This is a genomic window from Cellulophaga sp. (genome assembly GCF_039943695.1).
Classification (GTDB): Bacteria; Bacteroidota; Bacteroidia; order Flavobacteriales; family Flavobacteriaceae; genus Cellulophaga.
The window spans coordinates 1-25,514 of sequence record NZ_JBDVAA010000049.1; the positions used below are offsets into that span (position 1 = coordinate 1).

25 protein-coding genes and 1 pseudogene are annotated in these 25,514 nt (G+C 32.8%); 16 read left to right on the forward strand and 10 right to left on the reverse strand.

All coding sequences use genetic code 11. From position 1 onward, the window contains the following. The 3 genes and pseudogenes from ABJD66_RS03615 to rlmN all read left to right on the forward strand — a co-directional run. A pseudogene (locus ABJD66_RS03615) lies at window positions 1-784 on the forward strand (3-phosphoshikimate 1-carboxyvinyltransferase); the annotation flags it as partial. Between the two features lie 202 nt (window positions 785-986). Further along, complete coding sequence (gene queA, locus ABJD66_RS03620) at window positions 987-2,036, forward strand: tRNA preQ1(34) S-adenosylmethionine ribosyltransferase-isomerase QueA (protein WP_100893769.1); 1,050 nt, start codon at window positions 987-989, stop codon at window positions 2,034-2,036. Window positions 2,037-2,128: 92 nt separating this feature from the next. Continuing rightward, window positions 2,129-3,172: a 23S rRNA (adenine(2503)-C(2))-methyltransferase RlmN gene (gene rlmN / locus ABJD66_RS03625; protein WP_348128343.1), complete on the forward strand. Its 1,044-nt coding sequence runs from the start codon at window positions 2,129-2,131 to the stop codon at window positions 3,170-3,172. A gap of 63 nt (window positions 3,173-3,235) precedes the next feature. Here the strand turns inward: rlmN and ABJD66_RS03630 are convergent, their stop codons facing one another. Continuing rightward, window positions 3,236-3,919: a Lipl32 family lipoprotein gene (locus ABJD66_RS03630; RefSeq protein ID WP_100893767.1), complete on the reverse strand. Its 684-nt coding sequence runs from the start codon at window positions 3,917-3,919 to the stop codon at window positions 3,236-3,238. A gap of 203 nt (window positions 3,920-4,122) precedes the next feature. On the opposite strand from ABJD66_RS03630, the gene ABJD66_RS03635 reads away from it, so the two are divergent. The 4 genes from ABJD66_RS03635 (at window position 4,123) to ABJD66_RS03650 (ending at window position 7,714) form a co-directional block, all read left to right on the forward strand. Further along, complete coding sequence (locus tag ABJD66_RS03635) at window positions 4,123-5,100, forward strand: polyprenyl synthetase family protein (protein WP_100893766.1); 978 nt, start codon at window positions 4,123-4,125, stop codon at window positions 5,098-5,100. A 111-nt stretch (window positions 5,101-5,211) separates the two neighbouring features. Next, window positions 5,212-5,781, forward strand: coding sequence for an RNA polymerase sigma factor (locus ABJD66_RS03640; protein ID WP_348128347.1), 570 nt, complete (start codon window positions 5,212-5,214; stop codon window positions 5,779-5,781). A gap of 12 nt (window positions 5,782-5,793) precedes the next feature. Then, the gene (locus ABJD66_RS03645; RefSeq protein ID WP_348128350.1) at window positions 5,794-6,549 is read left to right on the forward strand and encodes a hypothetical protein; all 756 of its coding nucleotides are present in this window, start codon (window positions 5,794-5,796) and stop codon (window positions 6,547-6,549) included. 100 nt (window positions 6,550-6,649) lie between these two features. Beyond that, window positions 6,650-7,714: a hypothetical protein gene (locus ABJD66_RS03650; RefSeq protein WP_100893763.1), complete on the forward strand. Its 1,065-nt coding sequence runs from the start codon at window positions 6,650-6,652 to the stop codon at window positions 7,712-7,714. 160 nt (window positions 7,715-7,874) lie between these two features. On the opposite strand, the gene ABJD66_RS03655 is transcribed toward ABJD66_RS03650, so the two are convergent. Then, window positions 7,875-8,300 carry a hypothetical protein gene (locus ABJD66_RS03655; protein WP_100893762.1) on the reverse strand — a complete coding sequence of 142 codons (426 nt, stop codon included), beginning with the start codon at window positions 8,298-8,300 and terminating at the stop codon, window positions 7,875-7,877. Between the two features lie 208 nt (window positions 8,301-8,508). Between ABJD66_RS03655 and dnaG the strand changes: the two genes are divergently transcribed. Beyond that, complete coding sequence (dnaG, locus tag ABJD66_RS03660; RefSeq protein WP_100893761.1) at window positions 8,509-10,482, forward strand: DNA primase; 1,974 nt, start codon at window positions 8,509-8,511, stop codon at window positions 10,480-10,482. 21 nt (window positions 10,483-10,503) lie between these two features. Here the strand turns inward: dnaG and ABJD66_RS03665 are convergent, their stop codons facing one another. The 3 genes from ABJD66_RS03665 to nadE all read right to left on the reverse strand — a co-directional run bounded on the left by ABJD66_RS03665 (window position 10,504) and on the right by nadE (window position 13,366). Then, on the reverse strand, window positions 10,504-11,610 hold the full coding sequence (locus ABJD66_RS03665) for an MBL fold metallo-hydrolase (protein ID WP_348128354.1): 1,107 nt from the start codon (window positions 11,608-11,610) through the stop codon (window positions 10,504-10,506). A gap of 167 nt (window positions 11,611-11,777) precedes the next feature. Further along, window positions 11,778-12,407 carry a response regulator transcription factor gene (locus tag ABJD66_RS03670; RefSeq protein ID WP_013621571.1) on the reverse strand — a complete coding sequence of 210 codons (630 nt, stop codon included), beginning with the start codon at window positions 12,405-12,407 and terminating at the stop codon, window positions 11,778-11,780. 170 nt (window positions 12,408-12,577) lie between these two features. Continuing rightward, window positions 12,578-13,366, reverse strand: a complete 789-nt coding sequence (gene nadE / locus ABJD66_RS03675) for an NAD(+) synthase (protein ID WP_100893760.1) — start codon at window positions 13,364-13,366, stop codon at window positions 12,578-12,580. Between the two features lie 96 nt (window positions 13,367-13,462). Between nadE and gldB the strand changes: the two genes are divergently transcribed. After that, a complete protein-coding gene (gldB, locus tag ABJD66_RS03680; protein ID WP_348128358.1) occupies window positions 13,463-14,428 on the forward strand; it encodes a gliding motility lipoprotein GldB in 966 nt (321 codons plus the stop codon). Continuing rightward, window positions 14,429-14,767 carry a gliding motility protein GldC gene (gene gldC, locus ABJD66_RS03685; RefSeq protein ID WP_303540791.1) on the forward strand — a complete coding sequence of 113 codons (339 nt, stop codon included), beginning with the start codon at window positions 14,429-14,431 and terminating at the stop codon, window positions 14,765-14,767. Window positions 14,768-14,842: 75 nt separating this feature from the next. Here the strand turns inward: gldC and ABJD66_RS03690 are convergent, their stop codons facing one another. From ABJD66_RS03690 to ABJD66_RS03700, 3 genes are all read right to left on the reverse strand, one after another. Beyond that, the gene (locus tag ABJD66_RS03690) at window positions 14,843-15,418 is read right to left on the reverse strand and encodes a type 1 periplasmic binding fold superfamily protein (RefSeq protein WP_348128362.1); all 576 of its coding nucleotides are present in this window, start codon (window positions 15,416-15,418) and stop codon (window positions 14,843-14,845) included. Window positions 15,419-15,438: 20 nt separating this feature from the next. Next, window positions 15,439-17,841 carry a TonB-dependent receptor gene (locus ABJD66_RS03695; RefSeq protein WP_348128365.1) on the reverse strand — a complete coding sequence of 801 codons (2,403 nt, stop codon included), beginning with the start codon at window positions 17,839-17,841 and terminating at the stop codon, window positions 15,439-15,441. A 68-nt stretch (window positions 17,842-17,909) separates the two neighbouring features. Beyond that, entirely contained in the window at window positions 17,910-18,221 is a 312-nt protein-coding gene (locus tag ABJD66_RS03700; RefSeq protein ID WP_303540797.1) for a hypothetical protein, read from the reverse strand. Between the two features lie 124 nt (window positions 18,222-18,345). On the opposite strand from ABJD66_RS03700, the gene ABJD66_RS03705 reads away from it, so the two are divergent. After that, window positions 18,346-18,708, forward strand: a complete 363-nt coding sequence (locus ABJD66_RS03705) for a GTPase (RefSeq protein WP_348128368.1) — start codon at window positions 18,346-18,348, stop codon at window positions 18,706-18,708. Between the two features lie 2 nt (window positions 18,709-18,710). Here ABJD66_RS03705 and yihA read toward each other — a convergent pair whose 3' ends face one another. Both yihA and ABJD66_RS03715 read right to left on the reverse strand, forming a co-directional pair. Continuing rightward, entirely contained in the window at window positions 18,711-19,331 is a 621-nt protein-coding gene (gene yihA, locus ABJD66_RS03710) for a ribosome biogenesis GTP-binding protein YihA/YsxC (RefSeq protein WP_100893753.1), read from the reverse strand. A gap of 24 nt (window positions 19,332-19,355) precedes the next feature. Next, complete coding sequence (locus tag ABJD66_RS03715) at window positions 19,356-20,120, reverse strand: alpha/beta hydrolase (protein ID WP_100893752.1); 765 nt, start codon at window positions 20,118-20,120, stop codon at window positions 19,356-19,358. Between the two features lie 239 nt (window positions 20,121-20,359). On the opposite strand from ABJD66_RS03715, the gene mraZ reads away from it, so the two are divergent. The 5 genes from mraZ to ABJD66_RS03740 are packed head-to-tail and all read left to right on the forward strand — an operon-like array spanning window position 20,360 to window position 25,490. After that, the gene (gene mraZ, locus ABJD66_RS03720; protein ID WP_348128372.1) at window positions 20,360-20,824 is read left to right on the forward strand and encodes a division/cell wall cluster transcriptional repressor MraZ; all 465 of its coding nucleotides are present in this window, start codon (window positions 20,360-20,362) and stop codon (window positions 20,822-20,824) included. Further along, on the forward strand, window positions 20,811-21,707 hold the full coding sequence (gene rsmH, locus ABJD66_RS03725; RefSeq protein WP_348128374.1) for a 16S rRNA (cytosine(1402)-N(4))-methyltransferase RsmH: 897 nt from the start codon (window positions 20,811-20,813) through the stop codon (window positions 21,705-21,707). The genes mraZ and rsmH overlap by 14 nt, the downstream gene beginning before the upstream one ends. Next, a complete protein-coding gene (locus ABJD66_RS03730; protein ID WP_348128428.1) occupies window positions 21,707-22,024 on the forward strand; it encodes an FtsL-like putative cell division protein in 318 nt (105 codons plus the stop codon). The genes rsmH and ABJD66_RS03730 overlap by 1 nt, the downstream gene beginning before the upstream one ends. Continuing rightward, on the forward strand, window positions 22,024-24,030 hold the full coding sequence (locus ABJD66_RS03735; RefSeq protein WP_348128377.1) for a penicillin-binding protein: 2,007 nt from the start codon (window positions 22,024-22,026) through the stop codon (window positions 24,028-24,030). The genes ABJD66_RS03730 and ABJD66_RS03735 overlap by 1 nt, the downstream gene beginning before the upstream one ends. Further along, entirely contained in the window at window positions 24,027-25,490 is a 1,464-nt protein-coding gene (locus tag ABJD66_RS03740; protein ID WP_100893747.1) for a UDP-N-acetylmuramoyl-L-alanyl-D-glutamate--2,6-diaminopimelate ligase, read from the forward strand. Before ABJD66_RS03735 ends, ABJD66_RS03740 begins: the two co-directional genes overlap by 4 nt. Window positions 25,491-25,514 lie beyond the last annotated feature (24 nt).

A 25,514-nucleotide genomic window follows, 5' to 3' on the forward strand; every position in this document is an offset into this window, starting at 1 on the left:
TTCTTCATTATTATTAACAGCTCCAAGTTTAGATAATGGATTAGAGTTAGAGTTGGTAGGTAAAATTACCTCTGTGCCTTATATAAAAATGACACTTGCTCTACTTACTCAAATAGGAGTAAAAAACTCTTTTGAGGGTAATACTATTAAGGTTGAGTCAAAAAAATCTGTTAGTGATACTACATTGGTTGTAGAGTCAGATTGGAGCTCGGCATCTTACTATTACAGTATTGTTGCAATGTCTGCTGTTGGTACCGAGATTAGCTTATCAGCATATAAAAAAGATAGTTTGCAAGGAGATAGTGTTTTGGCTGATATTTACACAGACTTTGGGGTAGAAACTACTTTTTTAGATAATAAAGTGATTTTAAAAAAGATAACAGATAAAGAAACACAAGAAATTACAAAAGACCTTAGCAATGCCCCAGATATTGCGCAAACAATAGCGGTAACTACATTTGGTTTAGGTTTAGGGTGCCATTTAACAGGTTTGCATACTTTAAAAATTAAAGAAACAGATAGGTTGGAAGCTCTAAAAATAGAACTGACAAAATTAGGAGCGTCTATAGAGGTTACAGACAAAACTTTAACTATAAAATCAACATCTAAAATTAATAAAGACATTGCTATAGATACGTACAATGACCACAGAATGGGAATGGCTTTTGCTCCTTTGGCTTTAAAAACAACAATTTTTATTAATGATGCAGGAGTAGTGTCAAAATCGTACCCAGATTTCTGGACAGATTTAAAACAGCTTAAATTTGGCATAAAAGAGGCCTAAATACTGGTATATTGTTATTTAATTGGTGTTTTACTTGACAACGCCTATGCTAGGATAGTATATTTGCAATCGCATAAAACAAAAATTAAGAAAATATGCACTAAATGGTAAAACATTGGGTGCTTTTTTATTAACATAAAAATAAATATCTTTTTAGTTTTCATTGGTTATGTATAACCGTTAACATCATAAAAAATATTAAATGAAATTATCTAGCTTTAATTTTGAACTTCCAGACAATTTGTTAGCCGAGTATCCATCAGAACACAGGGATGAAGCTAAATTGATGGTAATACATAGAGAAACCGGTAAAATTGAACACAAAATGTTTAAGGACCTAATCAACTATTTTGATGAAGGTGATGTAATGGTTTTAAACAATACTAAAGTTTTTCCTGCTCGTTTATACGGTAATAAAGAAAAAACTGGAGCAAGAATTGAAGTGTTTTTATTACGTGAGTTAAATGCAGAACAACGTTTATGGGATGTTTTAGTAGATCCTGCTCGTAAAATAAGAATTGGTAATAAATTATATTTTGGTGATGATGAAACTCTAGTAGCTGAGGTTATAGATAACACAACATCTAGAGGTAGAACATTACGCTTTTTATATGATGGTTCTTATACAGACTTTAGACAAAAATTAAAAGATTTAGGCGAAACTCCACTTCCTAAATACATTAAAAGAGATGTAGAGGAGACAGATGAGGATCGTTACCAAACAATATATGCTAAGCACGAAGGTGCTGTAGCTGCGCCAACAGCAGGCTTACACTTTTCTAAACACTTATTAAAGAGATTAGAAATTAAAGGTGTAGATTTTGCAGAGTTAACTTTACATGTTGGTTTAGGTACTTTTAACCCGGTAGAGGTAGAAGATTTATCTAAACACAAAATGGATAGTGAAGAGTTGGTTATAGATGAAAAAGCAACAGAAGTAGTAAACTCTGCTATAGATGGTAAGCGTAGAATTTGTGCTATTGGTACAACAGCAATGCGTGGTTTAGAAAGTGCTGTTTCTTCTAACGGACACTTAAATACGTATGAAGGATGGACAAATAAATTTATTTTTCCTCCTTATGATTTTAGTATTGCTAATTCTATGGTAACAAACTTTCACTTACCAAAGTCTACTTTGTTAATGATGGTTTCTGCTTTTGTAGGTCATGACCTTATGAAAAAAGCATACAAAGAGGCTATTTTAGAAAGCTACAAATTTTACTCTTACGGAGATGCAATGTTAATTATCTAATTAACATTTTAATACATACAATTAAAATCCCGTCAGCTTTCTATTTGTATAGAAATTGGCGGGATTAACTTTTATCTACTACCTTTAGTACTGTGGAAACAATTAAGAAGAAAGACATACGAACCTTAACTAAGGAACAAATTAGAGCATTTTTTGTAGCTCAAGGAGACAAAGCCTTTAGAGGAAACCAGGTGTACGAGTGGTTGTGGCAAAAAGGAGCACACTCTTTTGAGGCTATGACAAACTTGTCTAAAGAAACTAGGCAACAGTTAGATGCTAACTTTGTTATAAACCATATTAAGGTAGATCAGATGCAGCGTAGTAGTGACGGTACTATAAAAAACGCAGTAAAATTACATGACAATTTAATAGTAGAATCTGTATTAATACCAACAAAAACAAGAACCACAGCCTGTGTATCTAGTCAGGTTGGTTGTAGTTTAGACTGTAGGTTTTGTGCAACATCTAGGTTAAAGCGTATGCGAAACTTAAATCCAGATGAGATTTATGACCAAGTAGTTGCTATAGATAATGAAAGTAGATTGTATTTTGACCGTAAACTAAGTAACATTGTGTTTATGGGTATGGGAGAACCTTTAATGAACTATAATAACGTTCTAAAAGCTATAGATAAAATTACGTCTCCAGAAGGTTTAGGAATGTCACCTAAAAGAATTATAGTGTCTACCTCAGGTGTTCCTAAAATGATTAAGAAAATGGCAGATGATGAGGTTAAGTTTAAGCTTGCAGTATCATTACATTCTGCTATAGATGAAATTAGAACATCTATAATGCCTTTTAATGCATCGTTTCCATTAAAAGATCTAAGAGAGGCGTTGCAATATTGGTACTCAAAAACTAAAAGTAGAATTACATACGAGTATGTAGTTTGGGATGGTATTAATGATACGCAGAATGACGCTAATGCATTGGTAGATTTTTGCAAATTTGCACCATCAAAAGTCAATTTAATAGAATACAATCCTATAGACGATGGGGAGTTTCAGCAAGCTGCTAGTAAGGCCATAGATATGTATGTTGCAACATTAGAACGCAATGGTATAACAGTTACTGTTAGGCGTTCTAGAGGTAAAGATATAGATGCTGCTTGCGGACAGTTAGCTAATAAAAGCTAAAAAGGCAGATGAAATAAATCACCTGCCTTTTTCTAAAAAAACACATTAACCACAATGTTCTTTTTATTTCATTTGAGCTTTTAACTCATCTATAGTTTTTGCCATAACAACTCCTGGTATTTTTATTGGAGCAGCAACTTCGGCTAAAAATGTTCCTTTAACTTCACCTCTTTTGTAAGTTGTAAAACCAACTCTGTATAAACCAGCAGTTAATGCTTTTGTAGGGTTGCTCATTTCACTTTTGTAACGTAACAAAGAGTTGTAGCTGCTACCACTTGGTTGCTTAGGTAATTCAGATGTATCATCATTAGATGCTAAAGTAACCCAGTTAGCGCTTTTAGCTCCTTCTGTAGTAACTTTATCAGCAGAAACAATATCAGATCTTTCTAAAGTAATGTATGTGTCAAAAAAGTCTTTTGTAGAAGCGTGCTCATCAAAATCTGCAGATTTAACAGCATTTTTAATTTTATCACCATTTGCAGGCGAAACCATTCTTACTCCTAATTCTGGAGCAGCTAAAGGTACCCAAACGTATATGTAGTAAAACTTTTTATTGTCTTTAACTTCATCTTCATTACCTGGAGATGCATAACCTAAGTAGCTAATATTATCTGTGTAAGGTACTTTAATTGTTTTTGGTCCTATTTTCTTCTCAACAGAACTTCCAAATTTTTTAAGTTTTTGAGCATTTACAATTGCGCTACAGCTAAAAAGTAACATTGCTGCTACAAATAGATTTTTTTTCATCTTAGTGTGATTTTTAAAATTGTTATTGTTAATAATTATATGGCAAAGATGAAGCTATTTTTATGATTAAATAGACCTTTTTGTAGGGAAAGTTTTACCCCTGTTTTCAGGGGTAGTCTATTATATTACTAAAATGTAAAACATAGCTTATGAATATAATATTTTAATTACTTTTACCTTTCCAAATTTAACTAATTGCCTTTTTGAAAATAGTAGCACAAATAAAGGACCCAGTAAACAAAGAAATGGAGCTTTTTGAAAAAAAGTTTCACGAATCTATGTCTTCTAAAGTGGCCTTACTTAACAGAATTACATACTATATTGTAAACAGAAAAGGAAAGCAAATGCGGCCAATGTTTGTGTTTTTAACAGCAAAATTGGTTTCTGGTGGCAAAGTAAACGAACGTACTTACCGTGGAGCATCTGTTATAGAGTTAATACATACAGCTACTTTGGTACATGATGATGTTGTAGATGATAGTAACAAGCGTCGTGGTTTTTTCTCTGTAAATGCACTTTGGAAAAATAAAATTGCAGTACTTGTTGGCGATTTTTTACTGTCTAAAGGATTGTTGCTTTCTATTGATAATGGTGATTTTGACCTTCTTAAAATTATTTCAGTAGCTGTACGCGAAATGAGTGAAGGTGAGTTGTTGCAAATTGAAAAAGCACGTAAACTAGATATTACCGAAGATATTTACTACGAAATAATTAGACAAAAAACAGCTACACTTATTGCGGCTTGCTGTAGTTTAGGAGCTTGTTCTGTAAATCCAGATTCTGATGATGTAGAAACATTTAGGAAATTTGGAGAACTAATAGGTATGGCTTTTCAAATAAAAGATGATTTGTTTGATTATGGAGAAGAGGCAATTGGTAAGCCTACGGGTATAGATATTAAGGAGCAGAAAATGACGCTTCCTTTAATTTATACACTAAATAACTGCACAAAAAAAGAGAAAAACTGGTTAATAAACTCAGTTAAAAAACATAATAAAGACAAAAAACGAGTTAAAGAGGTAATTAATTTTGTGAAAGATAGTGGTGGTTTAGCTTATGCTGAAGAGAAAATGATGTCTTTTAAAACCGAAGCTCTTGCTTTATTAAGTAAATATCCAGAGTCCGATTATAAAAGTTCGCTAGAACTAATGGTAAATTACGTAGTAGACAGAAAAAAATAATAATTTTATTCATCTGGTAATCAATGCGTTGTAGTTTATTTTAAAATAAATTTATTTTCTGGGCAACGTTACAGTAATGTTTGTTGTCTATACTTATAGAACACCATCACTGTGAAAATTATTAAACTTTACAATAACGAGAATACGCTTATTAAAAAAGCAGCTGCTGCAGACAGGGAGGCGCAAGAGCGTTTGTATAATAAATACGCTCCTAAAATGCTAGGCGTATGTAGGCAATACATAAAAGATCTGCAATTTGCAGAAGATGTTATGGTAAGTGCATTTTTAAAAGTATTTAAGTACTTAGATACTTTTAAGTTTGAAGGTAGTTTTGAAGGGTGGGTTCGTAAAATTATGGTTAGGGAGAGTATTACTTTTTTACGTAAAAAACAGCATATAGTTTTTGATGATGAAGTTTATGAGCGCTCTGCACCAAAGCACATTACTAGCACACCAGATTTAGATGTAGAACAAGTACAGTTGCTAATAGATGCTTTGCCAGAAGGCTATAAAGTAGTTTTTGTAATGTATGCAATAGAAGGGTATAAACATTCAGAAATTGCAGAGCAGTTACATATTTCAGAAAACACATCAAGATCTCAATTGTTTAAAGCAAGGAAAATGCTGCAAGAGAAATTAGAAAAAATTAAAGAATCAGATTCATTAACAATAGAATCTTAAAAAAATAAAACAATGGCACCTTTAAAATTTGAAGAACATTTAAAAGATAAGCTACAAGATCGGGAGATTCAACCATCTAAAAATGCGTGGTCTAAAATAGCTGCAGGTCTAGAAAATAAGCCTGTAAAACGTAAAAATAACAAATCTGCATATTTTGCAATAGCAGCATGTTTAATAGGCTTATTAATAGCATCTGTTTGGTTTTTTAATACGCCTACATCTAGTAACAGTAAGCCGCAAGTGGTAGGTACAGATAAAGTAGATGATAGCAAAAAATCAATTTTAAAAACTAATGCACCTTTTAAAGAAGAAAATACAACTGTTGTAGCATCTAAAGAGATAATTATAAAAGAAGAGAAAAACACTATAATTAAGCAGAATGCAAAAATTGAAACTCCAGAGAATCAATTTAAAAGAACTGAACAGGCAGAGATAGTTGCAAATGAAAAAACGAATAAACAATTAAAAGTTAACCAGCCACAGAAAACAATTATAGATGCAAAGCTAAATGTTGTAATGGAGAAACTAGCCTTGCTAGAGGAAAATAATATTGCAGTTACAGATGCAGAAGTAGACTCTTTACTACGTAATGCGCAACAAGAAATTTTAGCAGAAAAAGCAATTAAAGCAGGTATGTCTGTAGACGCTATGGCCTTACTAATAGAAGCAGAAAGTGAATTAGATGTAAGCTTTAGAGATAAAATTTTTGACAACCTAAAAAGGCGTTACCTTAAATTAAAAACTGCGGTAGCCGCACGTACTAACTAACAAATAAACATTCATCAATCAGAGTTTTATATTTTCTTCTAGCTTATTGTGTTTGCAATATGCTAGGGGAATAGTAAAACACATCTAAAATTTAATTATTATGAAAAAAACAACACATTACATTTTATTAATTATAGCAGTTTTTTGTGTGCAACTATCATTTGCCCAAGAACAAATTAAATCTAAAATAGATCTATTGTTAAAAGAAAAAGAGCAAATTAGATTGTATGAAAAAGAGGCACTAAAAACAGAAATAGAGGCTATAACTAAGCGTTTAGAAAAAAATGAAATAACAGCACAACAGGCGCAAAATTTAAAAACTGAGGCAGCAAAAAATAGAGCTTTAAATATAGAGAATAGGGTTGCTATTATTGATAATAAAATATCATTATTAGAGCGTAATGGTACAGATAAGCTTGCTTCATTAGATTCATTATCAACCAAGGTAGAGGTAGATGTTTTTGATATCAAATTTAACGACAAATCTATTTTTTACAGTGAAACTAAAAAACAAGAAGTTAAGTATGATGTTAGAACCGTGTCTGAACTTGTATTGGCTGTTGGATTAAACAATGCAATTATAGACGGACAATCTTTAGATGATTCTCCTTATAAAATAGGTGGTAGTCGTTTTTTTGAAATGGGAATTAATTGGAGAACTAGACTGTTTAAAAACTCTAATGCAGTCCGTTTAAATTATGGTTTCTCTTTTCAGTTTAACGGACTTAAGTTAGATGATAACTTATACTTTGTAGAGAATGGTAACCAAACAGAACTGCAGGAGTTTGAGTATGATTTAGACAAATCAAAACTTAGAATGGATAACTTGGTATTTCCTGTGCATTTTGAGTTTGGACCATCTAGAAAAGAAGAAACAGAAGAAAAAATGCGTTATTATTTAGACAATAAATTTAGAATTGGTATTGGTGCCTATGGCGGATTTAATATAGGAACACGTCAAAAATTAAAATACAAAGAGAACGGCAAAAAAGTAAAAGATAAGTTTAAAAGAGATTACAACACATCAGACCTTATTTATGGTTTAAGTGCGTATGCAGGCTTTGGTGATACAACATTATATGTTAAGTACGATCTTAATCCTATTTTTAAAGATGCTTTAGTAGACCAACATAATATTTCTTTAGGATTGCGTTTTGATCTTTAATTATTTGTAGAAAACAGAAAAATCCTAAGTAAGTTACTTAGGATTTTTTTTATTGTTTCGATTTGTAAAAATAAAGAACCTTGAGCAAGTAAAAACTACGGAGACAATTTAAACTAGTCAAGATTCTTTTCCTTATCAACCAAATAAGTATTGTTTGTTATTAGGCTACTACAAATAAGAATGATGAAACAATCATCCAAGCTCCAAGTATAAGACCTACTAAACCTAATTTCCCTTGCTTAGGTGCAATTTTAGCTCTTAATTCTTCTGCTTTTTCTTTTGCAGCTTCGTTTTTAGATAGTACATATTTGTTTATCAACCCAAAACCTAACATAAATCCTAAGGCAGCAGTAACAATGTTTCCTACTAAATAAGTTATCCATAGTATTGGCCAAGTACTTAACCAGCCAATAGTTAAAATAGCACTAACAATTCCCCAAATTCCCCAGAAACAAAATACCATTCCAATCCATCCTTGGTAAGGCTCTATTTTTGCAAGTAATTCTTTCGCATTTGGTTTTTTAGAAAGTAGTAAAGACGGTACAGCTAAAATGCTTAATAATATTAAAGAAATTCCCCAACTCATAATTTTAATTTTTTTTAGATTAATTTTTGATTACTTAATTTTGATGTTACAAAGGTGCGGCCATTATAGAGTTTAAATTACCCCTTGGCTAGCCAAAATACACACCCTGAAAACAGGGGTGTATGCAAAAAACACTTATTTTAGATTAGTTTGTTTTTTGCCAGTTTTGTTCATTATATTTACCCTCTTATTTAAAATTTACTAAAAATTGATTTCTAAATCTACTATAGACCAAGTTTATGAAACTTCTCGTTTAGAGGAGGTTATTGGCGATTTTGTACAGTTAAAAAAATCTGGAACTAACTTTAAAGGGTTAAGTCCGTTTACAGATGAGCGCTCACCAAGTTTTATGGTTTCTCCTGTAAAACAAATTTGGAAAGATTTTAGTAGTGGTAAAGGGGGTAATGTAGTTGCATTTTTAATGGAGCACGAGCATTTTACCTACCCAGAAGCTATAAAGTACTTGGCTAAAAAGTACAATATAGAGATTGAAGAAACAGAACGCACAGATGAGCAAAAAGAACAGGCCAACGAAAAGGAGAGTATGTACTTGGTGTCTGAGTATGCTCAAAAATACTTTGAAGAAGTATTATGGGAACGTGAGTTGGGTAAGGCTATTGGTTTAAGTTACTTTAAAGAACGTGGCTTTACAGATGAAACAATAAAAAAGTTTGGTCTTGGTTATTGTTTAGATCAGTGGGATTCTTTTACCAATACAGCTTTAGAAAAAAAATATAAGTTAGAGTATTTAGAGAAGACAGGTTTAACAATTGTTAAGCAGCAAGAGGGTAAAGAGGCTCGTAAGTTTGATAGATTTAAAGGGCGTGTTATGTTCCCTATACAGTCTATGAGCGGTAGAGTTCTTGGTTTTGGGGGGCGTATTTTAACTAATGATAAAAAAGCCGCTAAGTATTTAAACTCTCCAGAGAGTGATATTTACCATAAGAGTAAAGTACTTTACGGTATTTACCACGCCAAGCAAGAAATTGCAAAAGAAGATAATTGTTATTTAGTAGAAGGCTATACAGATGTTATACAGTTTCATCAAAGAGGTATACAAAACGTTGTAGCATCTAGTGGTACTGCGCTTACACCAGACCAAATTAGATTAGTAAATAGACTTACAAAAAACATAACTGTTTTGTTTGATGGTGATGCGGCAGGTTTACGTGCATCATTGCGTGGTATAGATTTGATTCTTGAGCAGGGTATGAATGTTAGAGTTTGTACTTTTCCTGAAGGAGAAGATCCAGATAGTTTCTCTAAAAACAACTCTTTAGAAGAAGTACTTAAGTATTTAGAGAGTAACTCTAAAGATTTTATACAGTTTAAAGCTTCTTTATTAATTAAAGAAACTGCTAACGACCCTATTAAAAAAGCAGAAACTGTACGCGATATTGTAAATAGTATTTCTAAAATTCCTGACCGAATTAAAAAAGAAATTTATATACAAGAGTGTGCTCAGTTAATGAACATCTCAGAGTCTGTACTTTTTAATACGTTAGCACAGATTGGTAAAAAAGAAGATGCAGATGTTGCTAAACAAAAAAAGCAAGAGCAGAAACCTTTTCAGGTAGTTAAAAATGAACCTGTACAAGAAAAATTAGATGTACAGTATGTTTTAGAAAAGAAAATAATTGAATTGCTTTTATTGTATGGTGATACTACACAGCAGTTTGATGATTTGCTACTAAAAGAAGATGAAAAAGGAGATCTTATTTTAGAGAAAGAAACTGTTGAGGCTCGTGTTTTTGAAAAGATTTATTTAGACTTACAAGAAGATGAAATAGAACTTACTAATGCTAGGTTTAAAGATATTTATTATAAATTGATTGAAAACTTAAATGAAAAAGAACATTTTGAGGCTAACAAGTTTATTGGAGGTTTAAATCAAGATTTGGTTTCAGAGATTTCATCCATACTAATGGATGAAGAAAAATACATTTTGCATGATTGGGGACGTAAAGAAATTTACCCTAAGGCAAAAGATGTAGGTATTGGTCAATTAGTAAGTGAAACTATTTTAACACTACGTTGCTATTTGATAAAAAAGAGAATAGGGGAGCTACAACAACAAACCCAGAATCCAAGCACAGATAATTCTGAAGTTTTACAAGAAATAATGAATTACCTAAACTTAAATTCTTTACTAGGTAAAAAATTAGCCAGAGTACTTTCTTAATTAAATGAGTTTATAATTATTTTAATATTTCTCCCACCAATTAGAGCTTTTGTTTATAGAGTCTTTTACTATAATTTCATCACCAATTTCTGGAGTTAGCATCTCTAAGTTTAATTCTAGAGCTTTTGCTTTAACGCGTACAATAGGATCTGTCCAACTATGTAAAGCTAATTTAAAGCCAGCCCAGTGTATAGGAACAATTTTTTTAGCTTGCACATCTACGCCTGCTTGAGCTGTTTCTTCGGGCATCATATGTATGTCTGCCCACATTTGGTTGTATTGTCCGCATTCCATTAAAGCAATATCAAACGGGCCATATTTGTTGCCTATTTCTTTAAAGTGTGGTGCGTAACCACTATCTCCACTAAAGTAAATGTTATCTTCTTTAGATTGTATAACCCAAGAACTCCAAAGTGTGCTTTGCCCGTTGTTAAGCTTACGGCCAGAGAAATGTTGCGCTGGTGTGCAAACAAAAGTTAAGTTGTCTAACTCAGTACCTTGCCACCAATCTAGCTCTGTTATTTTTGTTGTTGGCACGCCCCAAGCTTCTAGATGTACGCCAACTCCTAATGGCACATAAAAATGTTGTGCTCTATCTTTAATTTTTATTACTGTCTCATAATCTAGATGGTCATAATGATCGTGAGAAAAAAGAACAGCATCAATTTTATTTAATTTTTCTAGAGCTAAAGGAAATTCACTGTTAAATCTATTGGCCCCCAAGAGTGAGTGTGGTGCTGCAACTTTACCTAACATTGGATCTAATAGTATGTTTTTGCCATCAATTTGTAATAAAAATGATGAATGACCATACCATATTAAACGAGTACCTTTTTTATAATTAGCAACATTGGTTGAGTCTATTTTGTGTACAGTTAAGTCTTTTTGGGGTCTTCCGTTTTTAACTTTAGTCGTGAAAAATTTATAGGCTAATGATAGAGTTTCAGAGAAGCTCAGCTCTTTAGGTACGGGTAAGGTGTTGTTAAATTTATTGTTTTTGTATTGCTTAGATCTTTGGTATGTAGTTTTTCGTTCTTTACTAACATCACCGCCAAAACTTGGATAAAAATTAGTGAATATAAAGTAGCTAGCCACTAAAAGGCTTAGTATTATTAGAATTGTAATCATTATTTTTCTAAATATTTTTTTTAGCATTTTAGAACCTAAATTGTTTTCTAGGTACAAATTTATGCAAATTACCTTAAGTTAAATACTAATTGTATTATGACAAATAAGTAAATAAAAAAAGCCAGCTTATAGCTGGCTTTTTTTATTAGATCTAGTAATTTAGTTTACTAAAAAATATCTAATGCTTTTGCTTGTTGTAATAAGTCTACCATATTATCTACGTTTAATTTTTTCATTAAACGAGCTTTGTAAGTACTAATGGTTTTTTCATTTAAGCCAAGACCTAATGCAACATCTTTATTTCTTTTTCCGCTAGCAAGCATTTTTAAAACTTCTATCTCTCTTGTAGATAGTTTTCTAAATAATCTTCTAGGTTTTTGTGTGCCTTCATCAAAAGCTAGTCTTTGCGCTAGTTCGTTAGTGATAAACATTTTTCCATCACTAATTTTTTCTAATGCAGCTACTATATAATCTAAATCTGCGTTTTTAGATAAGTATCCTTGCGCACCAGCTCTAATAGAGCTAATAGCATAAACATCCTCAGACTGTCCACTGTACATAAGTACTTTTACGTCTGGATGATTCTTCTTCATTTTTCTTAAACAAGCAATCCCGTTAATTTCAGGGAAATCCATCTCTAACATTAAGATATCTGGAGTTTCATTTTCCAGCTTCTCAAAAAGTTCTGATGAAGTTCTAGCAGTGCCAATAACTTTAAAGCCCGTCTCTATACTCAACATCTGCGTAATGCCCACTTGCACAACAGGGTGACTATCTGCAATAAATACTGTTTTCATTTTTTTTGGTTTTAATTAAATTTAAGCATAACCTGTCAATGTTAAATTTATTCTGACAAGTGATGTAAGGTTAAATTGTATGTTTGTTCAACAAAAATGGAACTTTTTTGTTAGAATTTACTATTATTTAACTTTTTTTCGTTTTACAATACATAATCTGCGATGACTGACTATTTTAAGTCATTTGGAATCTCACAAACTGGTATTGGATTCATCTTGTGCTGGTTAGCACTGTTTAGTTTTTTGTATAAAATAAAGACTTCTTGTTGTCTTCCTGTAAAATTATCTTTTGTGTTTCCTTTAGCGTCTTCTATCATTGCCCACTCTAGCTCCGGGTATGATGCTCCAATCTGATCTTCATCAGTTCTGTCATCTCCCCATAGACCGTCTGTAGGTGCAGCATTAATAATGTCAGAATTAATGCCAGCTACTTTTGCTATATCATATACTTCACTTTTCATTAAATCTGCAATAGGACTTAAGTCAACTCCGCCATCTCCGTATTTAGTGTAAAACCCTACGCCAAAGTCTTCAACTTTATTACCTGTGCCTGCAACTAAGTAGCCGTTTAATCCTGCAAAGTAATATAAAGTTGTCATTCTTAACCTTGCTCTTGCGTTTGCTAAAGATAAAAATCTATCTTCCTCATTAGCTACATTTGGTAACGTGTCTATAAAGCTGTCAAATACAGGTGTTAAATTAACTTGTTCTCTTTTTACATTGGCAAAATTGTTTTGTAACCAGTCTATGTGTTTGCTAGCTCTGGTAACTTGACTTTCTGCTTGGTGTATAGGCATTTCTAAGCAAAGTAACTCTAATCCTGTTTTGGCACACAACGTAGATGTAACGGCAGAATCTATTCCGCCAGATATACCTATTACAAATCCTTTAATGTTTGCTTTTGTTGCATAATCCTTAAGCCAATTAACAATATGGTCTGTTACTTTTTCTGTTTGCATAGAATTCCTTTATTACGTTGAAAACTGTTAACTTTGTATCCTGTAAAAATAAACTGTAACAGTTAAATATTAAAATGTTACTGTAATTACTTTTAAATGAAACAACCATTTTATATACTTTTTTTTGTTTTTGCCTTTTTTGTAGGCTGTAAACAAGAATCTAAAGAAGAAAAACAGATAGCTAAAGTTAATGTAACACTAGATGTTGCTAGGTTTGATAGGGAAATAGCTGATGCAAAACCAGCTGATATTCCTGTATTAAAGGAAAAGTACCCCTACTTATTTCCTGCACAATATCCAGATAGTTTATGGGTCGAGAAATTAAGAGATACATTACAAATTTCTTTGTTAAAAGAAGTTAATATTGCTTTTGGCGATTTTAAAAAAGAGGAACAAGACTTAAAGTTATTTTACCAACACGTAAAATATTACTTTCCTGAAGAAGTAGAACCTAAGGTAATTACGGTTATTTCTGATGTTAATTATGCCAGTCCTGTTATACTAACAAATAAACTTTTGCTGTTGGGTTTGGATAATTACTTAGGTGCTGATCATAAATTTTACCAAGGACTACAAAATTATATTGCTGAAGGTTTAAATAAAAAATATTTAATTACAGATGTGGCTAATGCTTTTGCTAAAAAAGTTGTGCCTTATCCTACAAGAGATAGAACTTTTTTGGCGCAATTGGTCTATTATGGTAAAGAGTTATATGTAAAAGATAAGTTAATACCTTTTGTGACAGATGCAGAAAAAATAAAGTATAGTGAGGAAGATTTAGATTGGGCCTTTGCAAATGAAGAACCAATTTGGCGTAATTTTATAGAAAATCAATACTTGTATAGTACAGATAAGGATTTAAATAAGCGTTTTTTGGATCCGGCTCCTTTCTCTAAGTTTCAGTTGGAGTTAGATATTGAGTCGCCTGGAAGATTAGGGCGCTTTTTGGGTTGGCAAATTGTACGTTCTTTTATGAATAATAATGAGGTGACTTTACAGCAAATGTTGAGCTTGCCTGCTGAAGAAATTTTTAAAAAATCTAATTATAAACCACAAAGATAAATGTCAAAAATACATACATCAGAAATTAAGTTAACTGTTGGTCTAGATGAAAACAGAGTGCCAGAGACCTTAAACTGGTCTGCACAGGACGGAGGAATAGAGAATGAAGAGGCAAAAGCAATGCTTTTATCTGTATGGGATAGTAAAAACCAAGAATCTTTAAAAATAGACTTATGGACTAAAGATATGCCTGTAGATGAAATGAAAGTATTTTTTCATCAAACCTTAGTATCTATGTCTGATACTTTTTTAAAGGCTACACAAGACGAAAAAATGACTGCTACAATGAAAGACTTTTGCGAATATTTTGCAGATAAGCTAGAGCTTAAAAAAGGTTAACATTATTTAAGTTATTATAATTAAAAAACTCCCAGAGAAATCAGGGAGTTTTTAGTTTTAAATTTTAAGAGTAAATTACTCTACAGTAAGAGAAAAGGTTTGCTCTACATCTGTTGCTCCACCGGCATCTGCGGTAGTGCCATCGTTTGGCTTTTTAGGCTCGTGTCTTAAAGTAACTCTTAATGTTGCTGCGCCAGCATCACCAGTTGTTACTTTAAACTCTAAACCTACAGGGTTACCATTTTCATCCATATCTGTGTACTCTGTACCACTAATAGCTCCAGAAACAGTATAAAAGAATTGGTGCTCATCACCTTCTTCTTTAACTTCTAAAGTAATATCTTCAGCAGGGCTATCGGTTTCATTAAGTAATGTAATGGTACCGTTGTAGGTTGTGTTAGCTGCTAAGTTTTCAACTGTAACTACGGGGGCGTCTGGACCATCAGCGCCATCATTATCTTTAGACATTAGAGTTACTGCAGTTCCTCCTGCTTCCGGTGTAAGTTTTACTATTACTGTTGTTATTACTTCTTCTTCATTTACTGCTTCTGGTGTATCGTCATCATCAGAGCATGAGATTAAAGCAATACTAGAGAATGCAATTAAACTTGCTTTTCTAATGTTTTTAAAAATTGTGTTTGTTGTAATCATTTTTGTCAATTGTTTAAATGTTAATAATTTAATTTTAATCTAAGTGTAAAAGACCTTCCTAAATCGTCTGTAAAATAACGTTGTCTATTAAGGTAGTCTCTATATTCTGTATCTAATAAATTGGTTATGCCAAGACCAATAGTTAGTGCTTTGCTGTTTTTTAAGTTAAACTTCATTTCTGTGTCTAATTTTAATAGGTGGTAAGCATCTGGTGCAGTATTTATTTCTAATTCTACTTCTTTATCTTGTTCTGGTGAGTAAACCATAATATTGTCAGGGTATTCGTTTTGACGAAAAACATACTCGCTCTGTAGTCCAATAGTAAAGTTATGCCACTCTTGTTTTGTAAACGCAATTCCGTTTTGTAAACGTGCAGACGGGATGTTAATTAAAGCAGCATCATTAGATTTGTCTTTTCCTTTAACTATAGAAAATTTATGATCTGTTCTCCAGTTGCTTGTCCAGTTGTTATAGATAGATGCATCTATCCCCATTAAACGTGCATTTTTTTGATGGTATTCCCACACAGGAAAAGAACCACGTACAGAGCGCTCCACATCAATTGGCTCTAAAATTATAAAGTCTGATATAAGATTTAGGTAAGGTTCAACTTCGTAACCCCAGGTGTAAGCGTTTTTGCTTAGGCTTAATGATATTCTGTGTGACGTTTCACTCTTTATGCGTAAATCGCCTAATTCTATACGGGCAGCGGAATGATGAAGACCATCACTAAATAATTCAGACGGATTTGGAGCGCGTTGCGCTAAAGTGTAATTAAATCTAAACTGATTTTCATTACTGAACTTATGTTTTAAGCCAGCAGATGCAGAAAAATTATGGTAGCTAAATACTGGGTTTGTTAAAAGCTGAGTTCCGTGGTCTTTATCATTTGTAACTATATCGCTAAAATCCTTATCATATTCAAGTCTTTGCCATCTAGATGTTATGTAAAACTTTTGGGCATCAATTTTACTATAATCAAATCTAATACCAGCATCTAGAGTGGTGGCATCAGAAAGTTTATATTCTGTAGTTGCAAAAACTCCAAAATCGACTTTTTCGTAGTCAGGAATTAAACGACGTACGCCAGTTTTTGGATTGGCAAAATTTTCTTGATATCTCCCTAGAATACCGAATGAAAACTTTTGCTTTTCAAAAGCGTCAATAGTAATATCTGCTGCTAGTGTTTGCGTTGTAAGCTTAAGGTCTAAAGACGCTTCCCCTTTGTCTTCTCCGGTACGTATATCATACTCAAACCTATGGTTTTGTTGTATGTCATATTGTACATTTAGTTTTCCTAGGCCTTCAAAACGCTTATAGTATTTAAGTTTTCCTAAATGGTGTTTTACACTTTGTCTAGGTTCTTTAATATTATAGGTAAAGTCTTTTATTTTGCTTGGCTCATCACTATTAATAGCGGTTATTAGATCGTCTACATTGCCTATGTGAGATGCACTTAAAATACCAATGTTTGTATCAAAGTACGAGTAAAAGGCATTCCAGCCACTCTCAAAACCAAGTTTTCCAAAATCTATGCTAGTGCCAAATTGAGAAACTCCTGTGTTAGATAAAATATAATCTGGAGCTTCTGCATCACCTAATTTTTTATAAGATGCTTGTCCTTTAATGTAAAAACCATTTTCATATGCTTTTGTAAGTTCGGTAGAAATGTTTCCGCCTCTGCCGTTAGATACTCCATTTAATAATGTTTTACCGTAAATAGTGTCTTTTTTAGGAATTCTATTCTGTCCAAGTAAAATGACTCCTCCTATGGCATCACCACCATACTGTAGTGCAGCGGCTCCTTTAACAATGGTGACTTTGTTGGCAGCATTAATATCTATGTTTGGGGCGTGTTCTTCACCCCATTCCATATCTTGCATACGTGTGCCATTATTAATTATAAGTATGCGGCTACCACTTAGACCTTGTATTATTGGCTTTACAATGTTAGAACCTGTATTTAAGCTAGATACTCCGTTTATTTGTTTAAGTGCATCACCTAGGTTACTACTTCCAAAACGTTCTAATTGTTCTGTTTTTAAAATTTTTTCTTGAGCAGAATTTGTTTCAGTAATAGTAGATCCTGTAACCTTAACTTCATTTAACTGTTCTAAATGATGTTCTAAAGTTATTTTTTTGTGGGTGTTTCCATTGATTTCTACTGTAATAAAACGAGTTGTGCATTCTGAATGAGAAATTTCTAACTCTAAAGTACCGTTACAGAGGTTTGTTAAGGTGAATTTTCCAAATTCATCTGTGTAAACCTGTTTTTTGTTTCCTCTTACTTGTATAATAGCGTCTGTCAAAGGTGTTTTGTCATGAAAATCTATTACTTCTCCTAAAAGAATGTTAGAGCAGTCTTGAGCAAATAAAAAGGACTGAGACACTAAAATACATAGTATTGTTAGCGTGTAGCGCATAATAATGTATTGTTGTGTAAATGATAATAATCTTCTAAAAATATTTAAGAAGATAAAAATGAGAGTAATTAAACTGTGGGAGGTGGTTTGTTTAAATAGGAAGACGTAGCTATATTTTTAACCTGTGGCTGCTTGTAATCTGTATAAAAACTAGCATTTATTTCGGTAAAAATATAAGGCGTCTGTATTGTGGTGTAACCATAATCAAGAAAAGAGGTCTGGTTGTTTGTGTAAATAAAATCACATTGCTCACAATGTATTATAGAATCACTATGATCATCAGAGTGGTAAGCTAGTGTATGTATGTTTTGAGATCCTAGTAATAGGAACCCAATCATTACAAGGCTAAAAACCGATAATGTAATTTTATTGAAAATCATAGCTTGTGCGAATGTACCTTTTTTTATTTTGTGAAGAAAATTGTTGTCATTAAAATTAACAAAACATTAGTTGTTTTGCACTGTAAGCATAGATTTAAGTTAAGACTAATTAAAAAAGTAAATTATGAATACTAAAATTATATTTATCTATAATGCAAATTCGGGTCTGGGTAACTCTATGTTAGACAGTGCACATAAAATATTTAGTCCATCTACTTATAATTGTAATTTGTGTGATATTACTTTTGGTGTGTTTACAGAAAATACTGTTTGGAAAAAGTTTAGAAAAGAAACTGATTTAGAATTTGTGTTTTTGCACAAAGATGAATTTGAAGCAATGTATAAAGGTGCTAATATCTTAAATACAAGTTTACCTATTATTTTAAAAGAGGAAGGTGGTAAGTTAAATAGTTTTATTTCAACAAAAGAGTTAAACGCTTTTGGTGAGGCAGAAGATTTAATAAAGGCAATAAAGTCTAAAGTGTAATTTTATTTTTTTGCAGTAGCTGCGTAAAAGTTTTCGTTTATACCACCTATATATTCTAGTACGTCTTCTCTTCCAAGGTTGTTAGATGATGATGTAATAAAATACTGTGGGGCATCTTCCCAAATACCTTCTAGTAAGGCATTAATATAGTTGTCTGCTTGCTTTTGTATTACTTGGGGTTTTAGTTTATCGGCCTTTGTAAAAATTAATGCAAACGGTATTTGATTTACGCCCATCCACTCTAAAAATTCTAAGTCTACTTTTTGTGGTTCGTGTCGTATATCAACTAAAACAAAGGCACAAACAAGTTGTACTCTTTCTTTAAAGTAATCTGTAATGTATTTTTGAAAAGTTTTCTTTTCTTTTTTAGAAACACGTGCGTACCCATAGCCTGGTAAATCTACTAAAAACCAATTTTCATTAATTTTAAAGTGATTGATAAGTTGTGTTTTTCCAGGTCTTCCAGATGTTTTTGCTAAGCTTTTCTTTTGCATTAGCATATTTATTAAAGAAGATTTTCCAACATTAGATCTACCAATAAAGGCGTACTCAGGTATAGGGTCTGTTGGGCAAGACCTTACGTTGGAGTTACTCATTACAAAGCTGGCAGATTTTATTTTCAAGATAGTATTTTTAAAGAGTTAAGCTTACAAATTTCGCTTTTGTAGCCAGTTGTCTAATATGGTATTAAATTCATCAGGATGCTCCATCATTGGTGCGTGACCACATTTTTCAATCCAATACAAATCAGAGTCTGGTAATAATTTTTTAAAGTCATCTGCAACATCTGGTGGTGTTACAGTGTCATCTTTACCCCAAATAATACAAGTAGGAGTGTGCATATTTGGTAAGTCCTTAGCCATATTGTGTCTAATGGCACTTTTAGCAATGGCTAATGTTTTTACAAGTTTAATACGGTCGTTAACTGTTGCAAAAACTTCATCTACTATTTCTTTAGTTGCTACCTCTGGGTCATAAAAAACATCTTGTGCTTTTTTCTTTATAAAGTCGTAATCACCTCTTCTTGGGTAACCGTCACCCATAGCACTCTCATAAAGTCCAGAACTTCCTGTTATAACTAGTGCTTTAACAGTGTCTGGGTATAACTTTGTATGTAATAAACCAATGTGTCCGCCTAAAGAATTTCCTAACAAAATAACGTCTGTTAGTCCCTTGTGAGTAATAAATTCTTGAACAAATTTGGCAAAACTTTTTACAGTAGTTTTTAGTAAAGGCTTGTCATAAATGGGTAGTTCTGGTACTAAAACTTTGTACCCTTTTGCAGGAAAATGTTCCATAACACCTTGAAAATTACTCAATCCACCCATTAATCCGTGTAAAATAATTAGTGGTGTTCCCTCCCCAATCTCTATATATCTGTATTTGCCTTCTGTAATAATCTTTTCTTCCATTAATAGGATAGCTCTTATGCTATTAAGTAGCAAATATAGGCATTTCCGTAAAAAGAATCGTCATTCTTTTTTGTAGATAAATATAGATTTCTACCACCACATTACATCCTGTTTATTAGGATGTTAGTCTAAAAGTGATGTCTTAGGTGGGGAAACTTATTAACAATGTGGTATTTAGTGGTAAATTGTGGTATTATTTTTTATCTTTGATATCAGTTTTAAAATTCAGCTGATTTTAAATGGTAAACTTTATAGGAACATACGGGTGCAAAGCAGACGTTAAGGGTAGGGTCATGGTACCTTCTGCTCTTAAGGGTCAGATGGCCAGTGTTCTAAACAAAGGTTTTGTTATAAAACGTTCTGTTTTTCAACCTTGTTTAGAGTTGTATCCTATGGAAGAATGGAATCTTCTTATGGAGAAGATGAACAAGAAAAACCGCTTTAAAAAGAAGAATAACGACTTTATACGTCGTTTTTCTGCAGGGGTTAAGATTGTAGAGTTAGATGCTACAGGGCGTCTATTAATTCCAAAAAATTTAGTCGAAATAGCAAATATTACCAAAGAAGTGGTGTTGAGTTCTGCTATTAATATTATTGAAATTTGGGATAAGGATAGTTATGAAAAAGTAATTGAGGAAGACGCAGAGAATTTTGCGGATTTGGCAGAAGAAGTAATGGGAGGTGAAGAAGATGAGTTATCATAATCCAGTTTTATTAAAGGAGTCTGTAGACGGACTTAATATTAAGGAAGACGGAGTGTACGTAGATGTAACCTTTGGTGGTGGCGGGCATTCTAAAGAAATATTAAGTAGGCTAGGGCAAAAAGGTAGGTTAATTGGTTTTGACCAAGATGAAGATGCGCTTGCTAATGTTTTAGATGATGATAGGTTTTTGTTGATAAACGAAAATTTTAGATATATAAGACAGTTTTTAAAATTCCACGGCATACGTAAGGTTGATGGAATATTGGGTGATTTTGGAGTTTCTTCTCATCAATTTGATAAGGCAGAAAGAGGGTTTTCTACTCGTTTTGATGCTGATTTAGATATGAGAATGAGTCAGAAGAATACCGTTTCTGCTTATGATGTGGTAAATACCTATGCTTATGATGATTTAAGAAAAGTATTGTTTCAGTATGGCGATTTAAGAAACGCAAATGCTATGGCAAATACAATTATAGATCATAGAGAAGATGGTGGAATAAAAACTACAGATGAACTAAAGCAGGTTTTAAAAAAGTACTTACCGGCATTTAAAGAGCATAAAATTTTAGCTCAAATTTACCAAGCTATACGTATAGAGGTTAATCAGGAAATTCAGGTTATTAAGGAGTTTTTAGAGCAAACTAATGATTTGTTAGAAGTTGGCGGTAGGTTAAGTTTAATTAGTTATCACTCTTTAGAGGATAGGTTGGTTAAAAGATATATAAGAGCTGGTCAGTTTGAAGGTGAGCCAGAAAAAGATTTTTACGGTAATATAGATGTTCCGTTTAAAAAGGTTGGTGGATTAATTGTACCGTCTAAAGAAGAAATTGCTTTGAATAACAGAGCAAGAAGTGCAAAATTAAGAATTGCAGAGCGTAAGTGATGAGAAAAGGATTGTTAGACATATTAAAAGGTAAGTTTTTAGTGAGCGGAGACGCTCCTAAAAATTGGATGTTTATCCTTTTTGCGGCTTTTTTAGCTGCTTTAATGATTGCTAGTGCGCATAGTGCAGATGCAAAAGTGCATAGAATTGCGGCTTTAAGTGAAGAGGTAAAAGAGTTACGTAGTCAGTTTTTAGATGGACGTTCTAATTTACAAGAATTAAAGCTAGAGTCTTCAATTATTGAAGAGGTGAAAAAAAGAGATTTATATCCGTCAGAGACTCCTCCTAAAAAAATAAGAGTAATACCTGTTAAGTAGTGGCTACATCAGAAAAAAACATATTAACTCGTTTGTATATAGTTGCAGGCTTTCTGTTTCTGTTTGCTATTGCAGTGGCTGTAAAGCTAATTAGCATACAAGTAGTAAACGGTGATAAGTACCGTAAGTTGGCTATGGAGCGTACAGAGCGTGTTTTTGTTATAGAGCCAAATAGGGGTAATTTAATTTCTGATGATGGTAGTTTGTTGGCTACATCTGTTTCTAAATATACAATTAGGTTTGATGCGGTAACGGTTCGTAATTCAGATTTTAATGATAATATAAAACCGTTGTCTGATGCTTTGGGTAAAATGTTTCAGAAACCGTCATCTTATTATCAGCAATTATTAAGAAAAGCAAGGTCTAATAAAAATAGGTATAAGCTTATTGCTCGTAACCTAGATTATTCGGATTATATAAAAATTAAAAAGTTTCCTCTTTTTGAAAAAGGTCCAAATAGAGGAGGTCTTATAGTGGAGCAAAAAACAGTACGTGAACATCCTTTAGGTAAAATAGCAGAGCGTAGTGTAGGTTATGAGCGTGTGGATGAAGAGGGGCACTATACTAGAGTTGGTTTAGAAGGTGCTTTTGGAGAGTATTTACGTGGAGAAGAAGGAAGAAGGTTAAAGCAAAAAATTGCAAAAGGGCAATGGAAACCTATTGGTCCGGATAATGATGTGGAGCCAAAAGACGGGTATGATGTTGTTTCTACAATAGATATTAATATACAAGATATAGCCCACCACGCTTTATTAGGGCAATTAGAAAAATACAATGCAGATCATGGTTGTGTAATTGTAATGGAAGTTGCTACTGGTGAGGTAAAAGCAATATCTAACTTGGGGCGTACTAAAAACAATACGTATTATGAACGCCTTAATTATGCGGTAGGAGAATCTTCTGAGCCTGGATCTACATTTAAGTTAGTGTCTATGGTGGCAGCGTTAGAAGATAAAATTATAGATACAAGTACTGTTGTTGATACAGAAAATGGTCGTTGGAAAATTTACGATAGAACTGTACGTGATTCTAAATGGGGTGGTTATGGTAAAATTTCTTTTGGAAAAGCGTTTGAGTATTCTTCTAACACAGCTTTTGCAAAGGTTATACATAATGGGTATAAAAACAATCCAGAAAAATTTGTAGATCGTTTAATGGAGATGAACTTAAATAGAGATTTAGGCTTACCTATTAAGGGAGAGGGAAAACCGGTTATTAGGTATCCTGGTGATAAAGGTTGGTCTGGTATTTCTTTAGCGTGGATGTCTCACGGGTATGAGGTGTCTTTAACGCCCTTACAAACACTAACTTTTTACAATGCCATTGCTAATGGTGGTGAAATGGTTAGACCAAGATTAATAAAAGAGGTTAAAGAGTGGAATAAGACTATTTATAAGTTTGATAAAGAGGTTATAAATCCGTCTATATGTTCTAAGGAAACAGTTAAAAAAGTACAGGCCTTGTTAAAAAATGTGGTAGAAAGTAAAAAAGGTACAGGTCATAAACTGTATTCTCCTAATTTTTCTATGGCGGGTAAAACAGGTACTGCGCAAAAAAACTACGTGGCTAAAGATCCAAATAAGTTGCAGTATATATCATCTTTTGCAGGTTATTTTCCGGCAGACGAGCCAAAGTATTCTTGCATTGTAGTTGTGCATGACCCAGATAAAAAAGCAGGCTTTTATGGTGCAGATGTTGCCGGACCAGTTTTTAAATCGGTTGCACATAAAATATATGCAACATCGCCAAAAACAGATATAGTAAAAGGTTTAGCTGTAACTAGTAAATCTTTAGATGGTAATTATGAAGCATATTATAAAAGTGTGCAAAAAAAATATAGTACCGTGCCTAATGTTAAGGGGATGAGCGGTATGGATGCAGTATCTCTTTTAGAGAATATGGGTATAAAAGTAGATATAAAAGGAAACGGAAAAGTAAAAGCGCAATCTGTGTCTCAGGGAACAGCTGTAAGCGGAGTGTCTAAAATAACGTTAGAATTATTGTGAAATTATTAAAAGACATATTATACGGTGTAGGTATTGTTGCAGTAAACGGTACAACAGATACTATGGTGAATGCCATATGCTTTGACTCTAGAAAAGTTGGGTTAGACGATGTGTTTGTTGCTGTAAAAGGTACACTTGTAGATGGTCATGACTATATTACTACAGCTCTAAACGCTGGCGCAAATACTATTGTATGTGAAACTATGCCAAAAGATTTGGTTAATGGTATTGCGTATGTACAGGTTAAAAATGGTAATTCTGCTTTGGCTGTAATGGCTTCTAATTTTTATGGTACTCCATCTAAAAATTTAAGACTTGTTGGTGTAACTGGTACAAATGGTAAAACCACTATTAGTAGCTTGTTGTATCAGTTATTTAAAAAAGCTGGTTATAAGGTAGGCTTGTTGTCAACTATTAAAATAATGATAGATGATAAAGAGGTTAAGACTACGCATACTACACCAGATGCGTTAACAATAAATAAGTCTTTAGCAGAAATGAGTGAAGCCGGAGTTGAGTTTTGTTTTATGGAAGTCAGTTCTCACGGAATTCATCAAAAAAGAATAGAAGGTTTGGTCTTTGAGGGTGCAATATTTACCAACTTATCACATGATCATTTAGATTATCATAAAACTTTTGCAGAATACAGAGATACTAAAAAATTATTGTTTGATGGTTTGCCAAAAACCGCTTGGGCACTAACAAATATAGATGATAAAAATGGTGCTGTTATGTTGCAAAATACAAAGGCAAAAAAACAGACATACGCGTTAAAAACATACGCAGATTTTAGGGCTCAAATATTAGAAAATCAGTTTAGCGGACAATTACTAAAGATTGATGATAATGAGCTTTGGTCTAAGTTAATAGGAGATTTTAATGCTTACAATATGCTTGCAATATATGCAACTGCACAATTGTTAGGATTAGAAAAAATGGAAATTCTACGTCTTTTGAGTGAGTTAGAGAATGTAGACGGAAGGTTTCAATATTACATATCTAGTAAAAATATTACTGCCATAGTAGATTATGCTCATACACCGGATGCTTTAAAAAATGTACTGAACACTATCAATGCATTGAGGACAGGAAATGAAGACGTCATCACCGTTGTGGGGTGTGGTGGCGACAGAGACAAGTCAAAACGTCCGGTTATGGGTCATATTGCTTCAGAGATGAGCACTAAGGTTGTTTTTACATCAGATAACCCTAGAACAGAATCTTCATCAGAAATACTAAAAGAAATAGAAGCTGGTGTAGAGGCGCAAAATACACGTAAAGTTTTAACTATTGAAAATAGAGAGCAGGCTATTAAAACTGCTTGTCAGTTGGCGCAACCAAAAGACATTATTTTAATAGCAGGTAAAGGTCATGAAACATACCAAGAAACAAATGGTGTGCGCATAGATTTTGATGATTATAAAATTGTAAAAGAAATACTAACCGGTTTAGAAAAATAAAAAGCTAGTTACACAACAAACAAT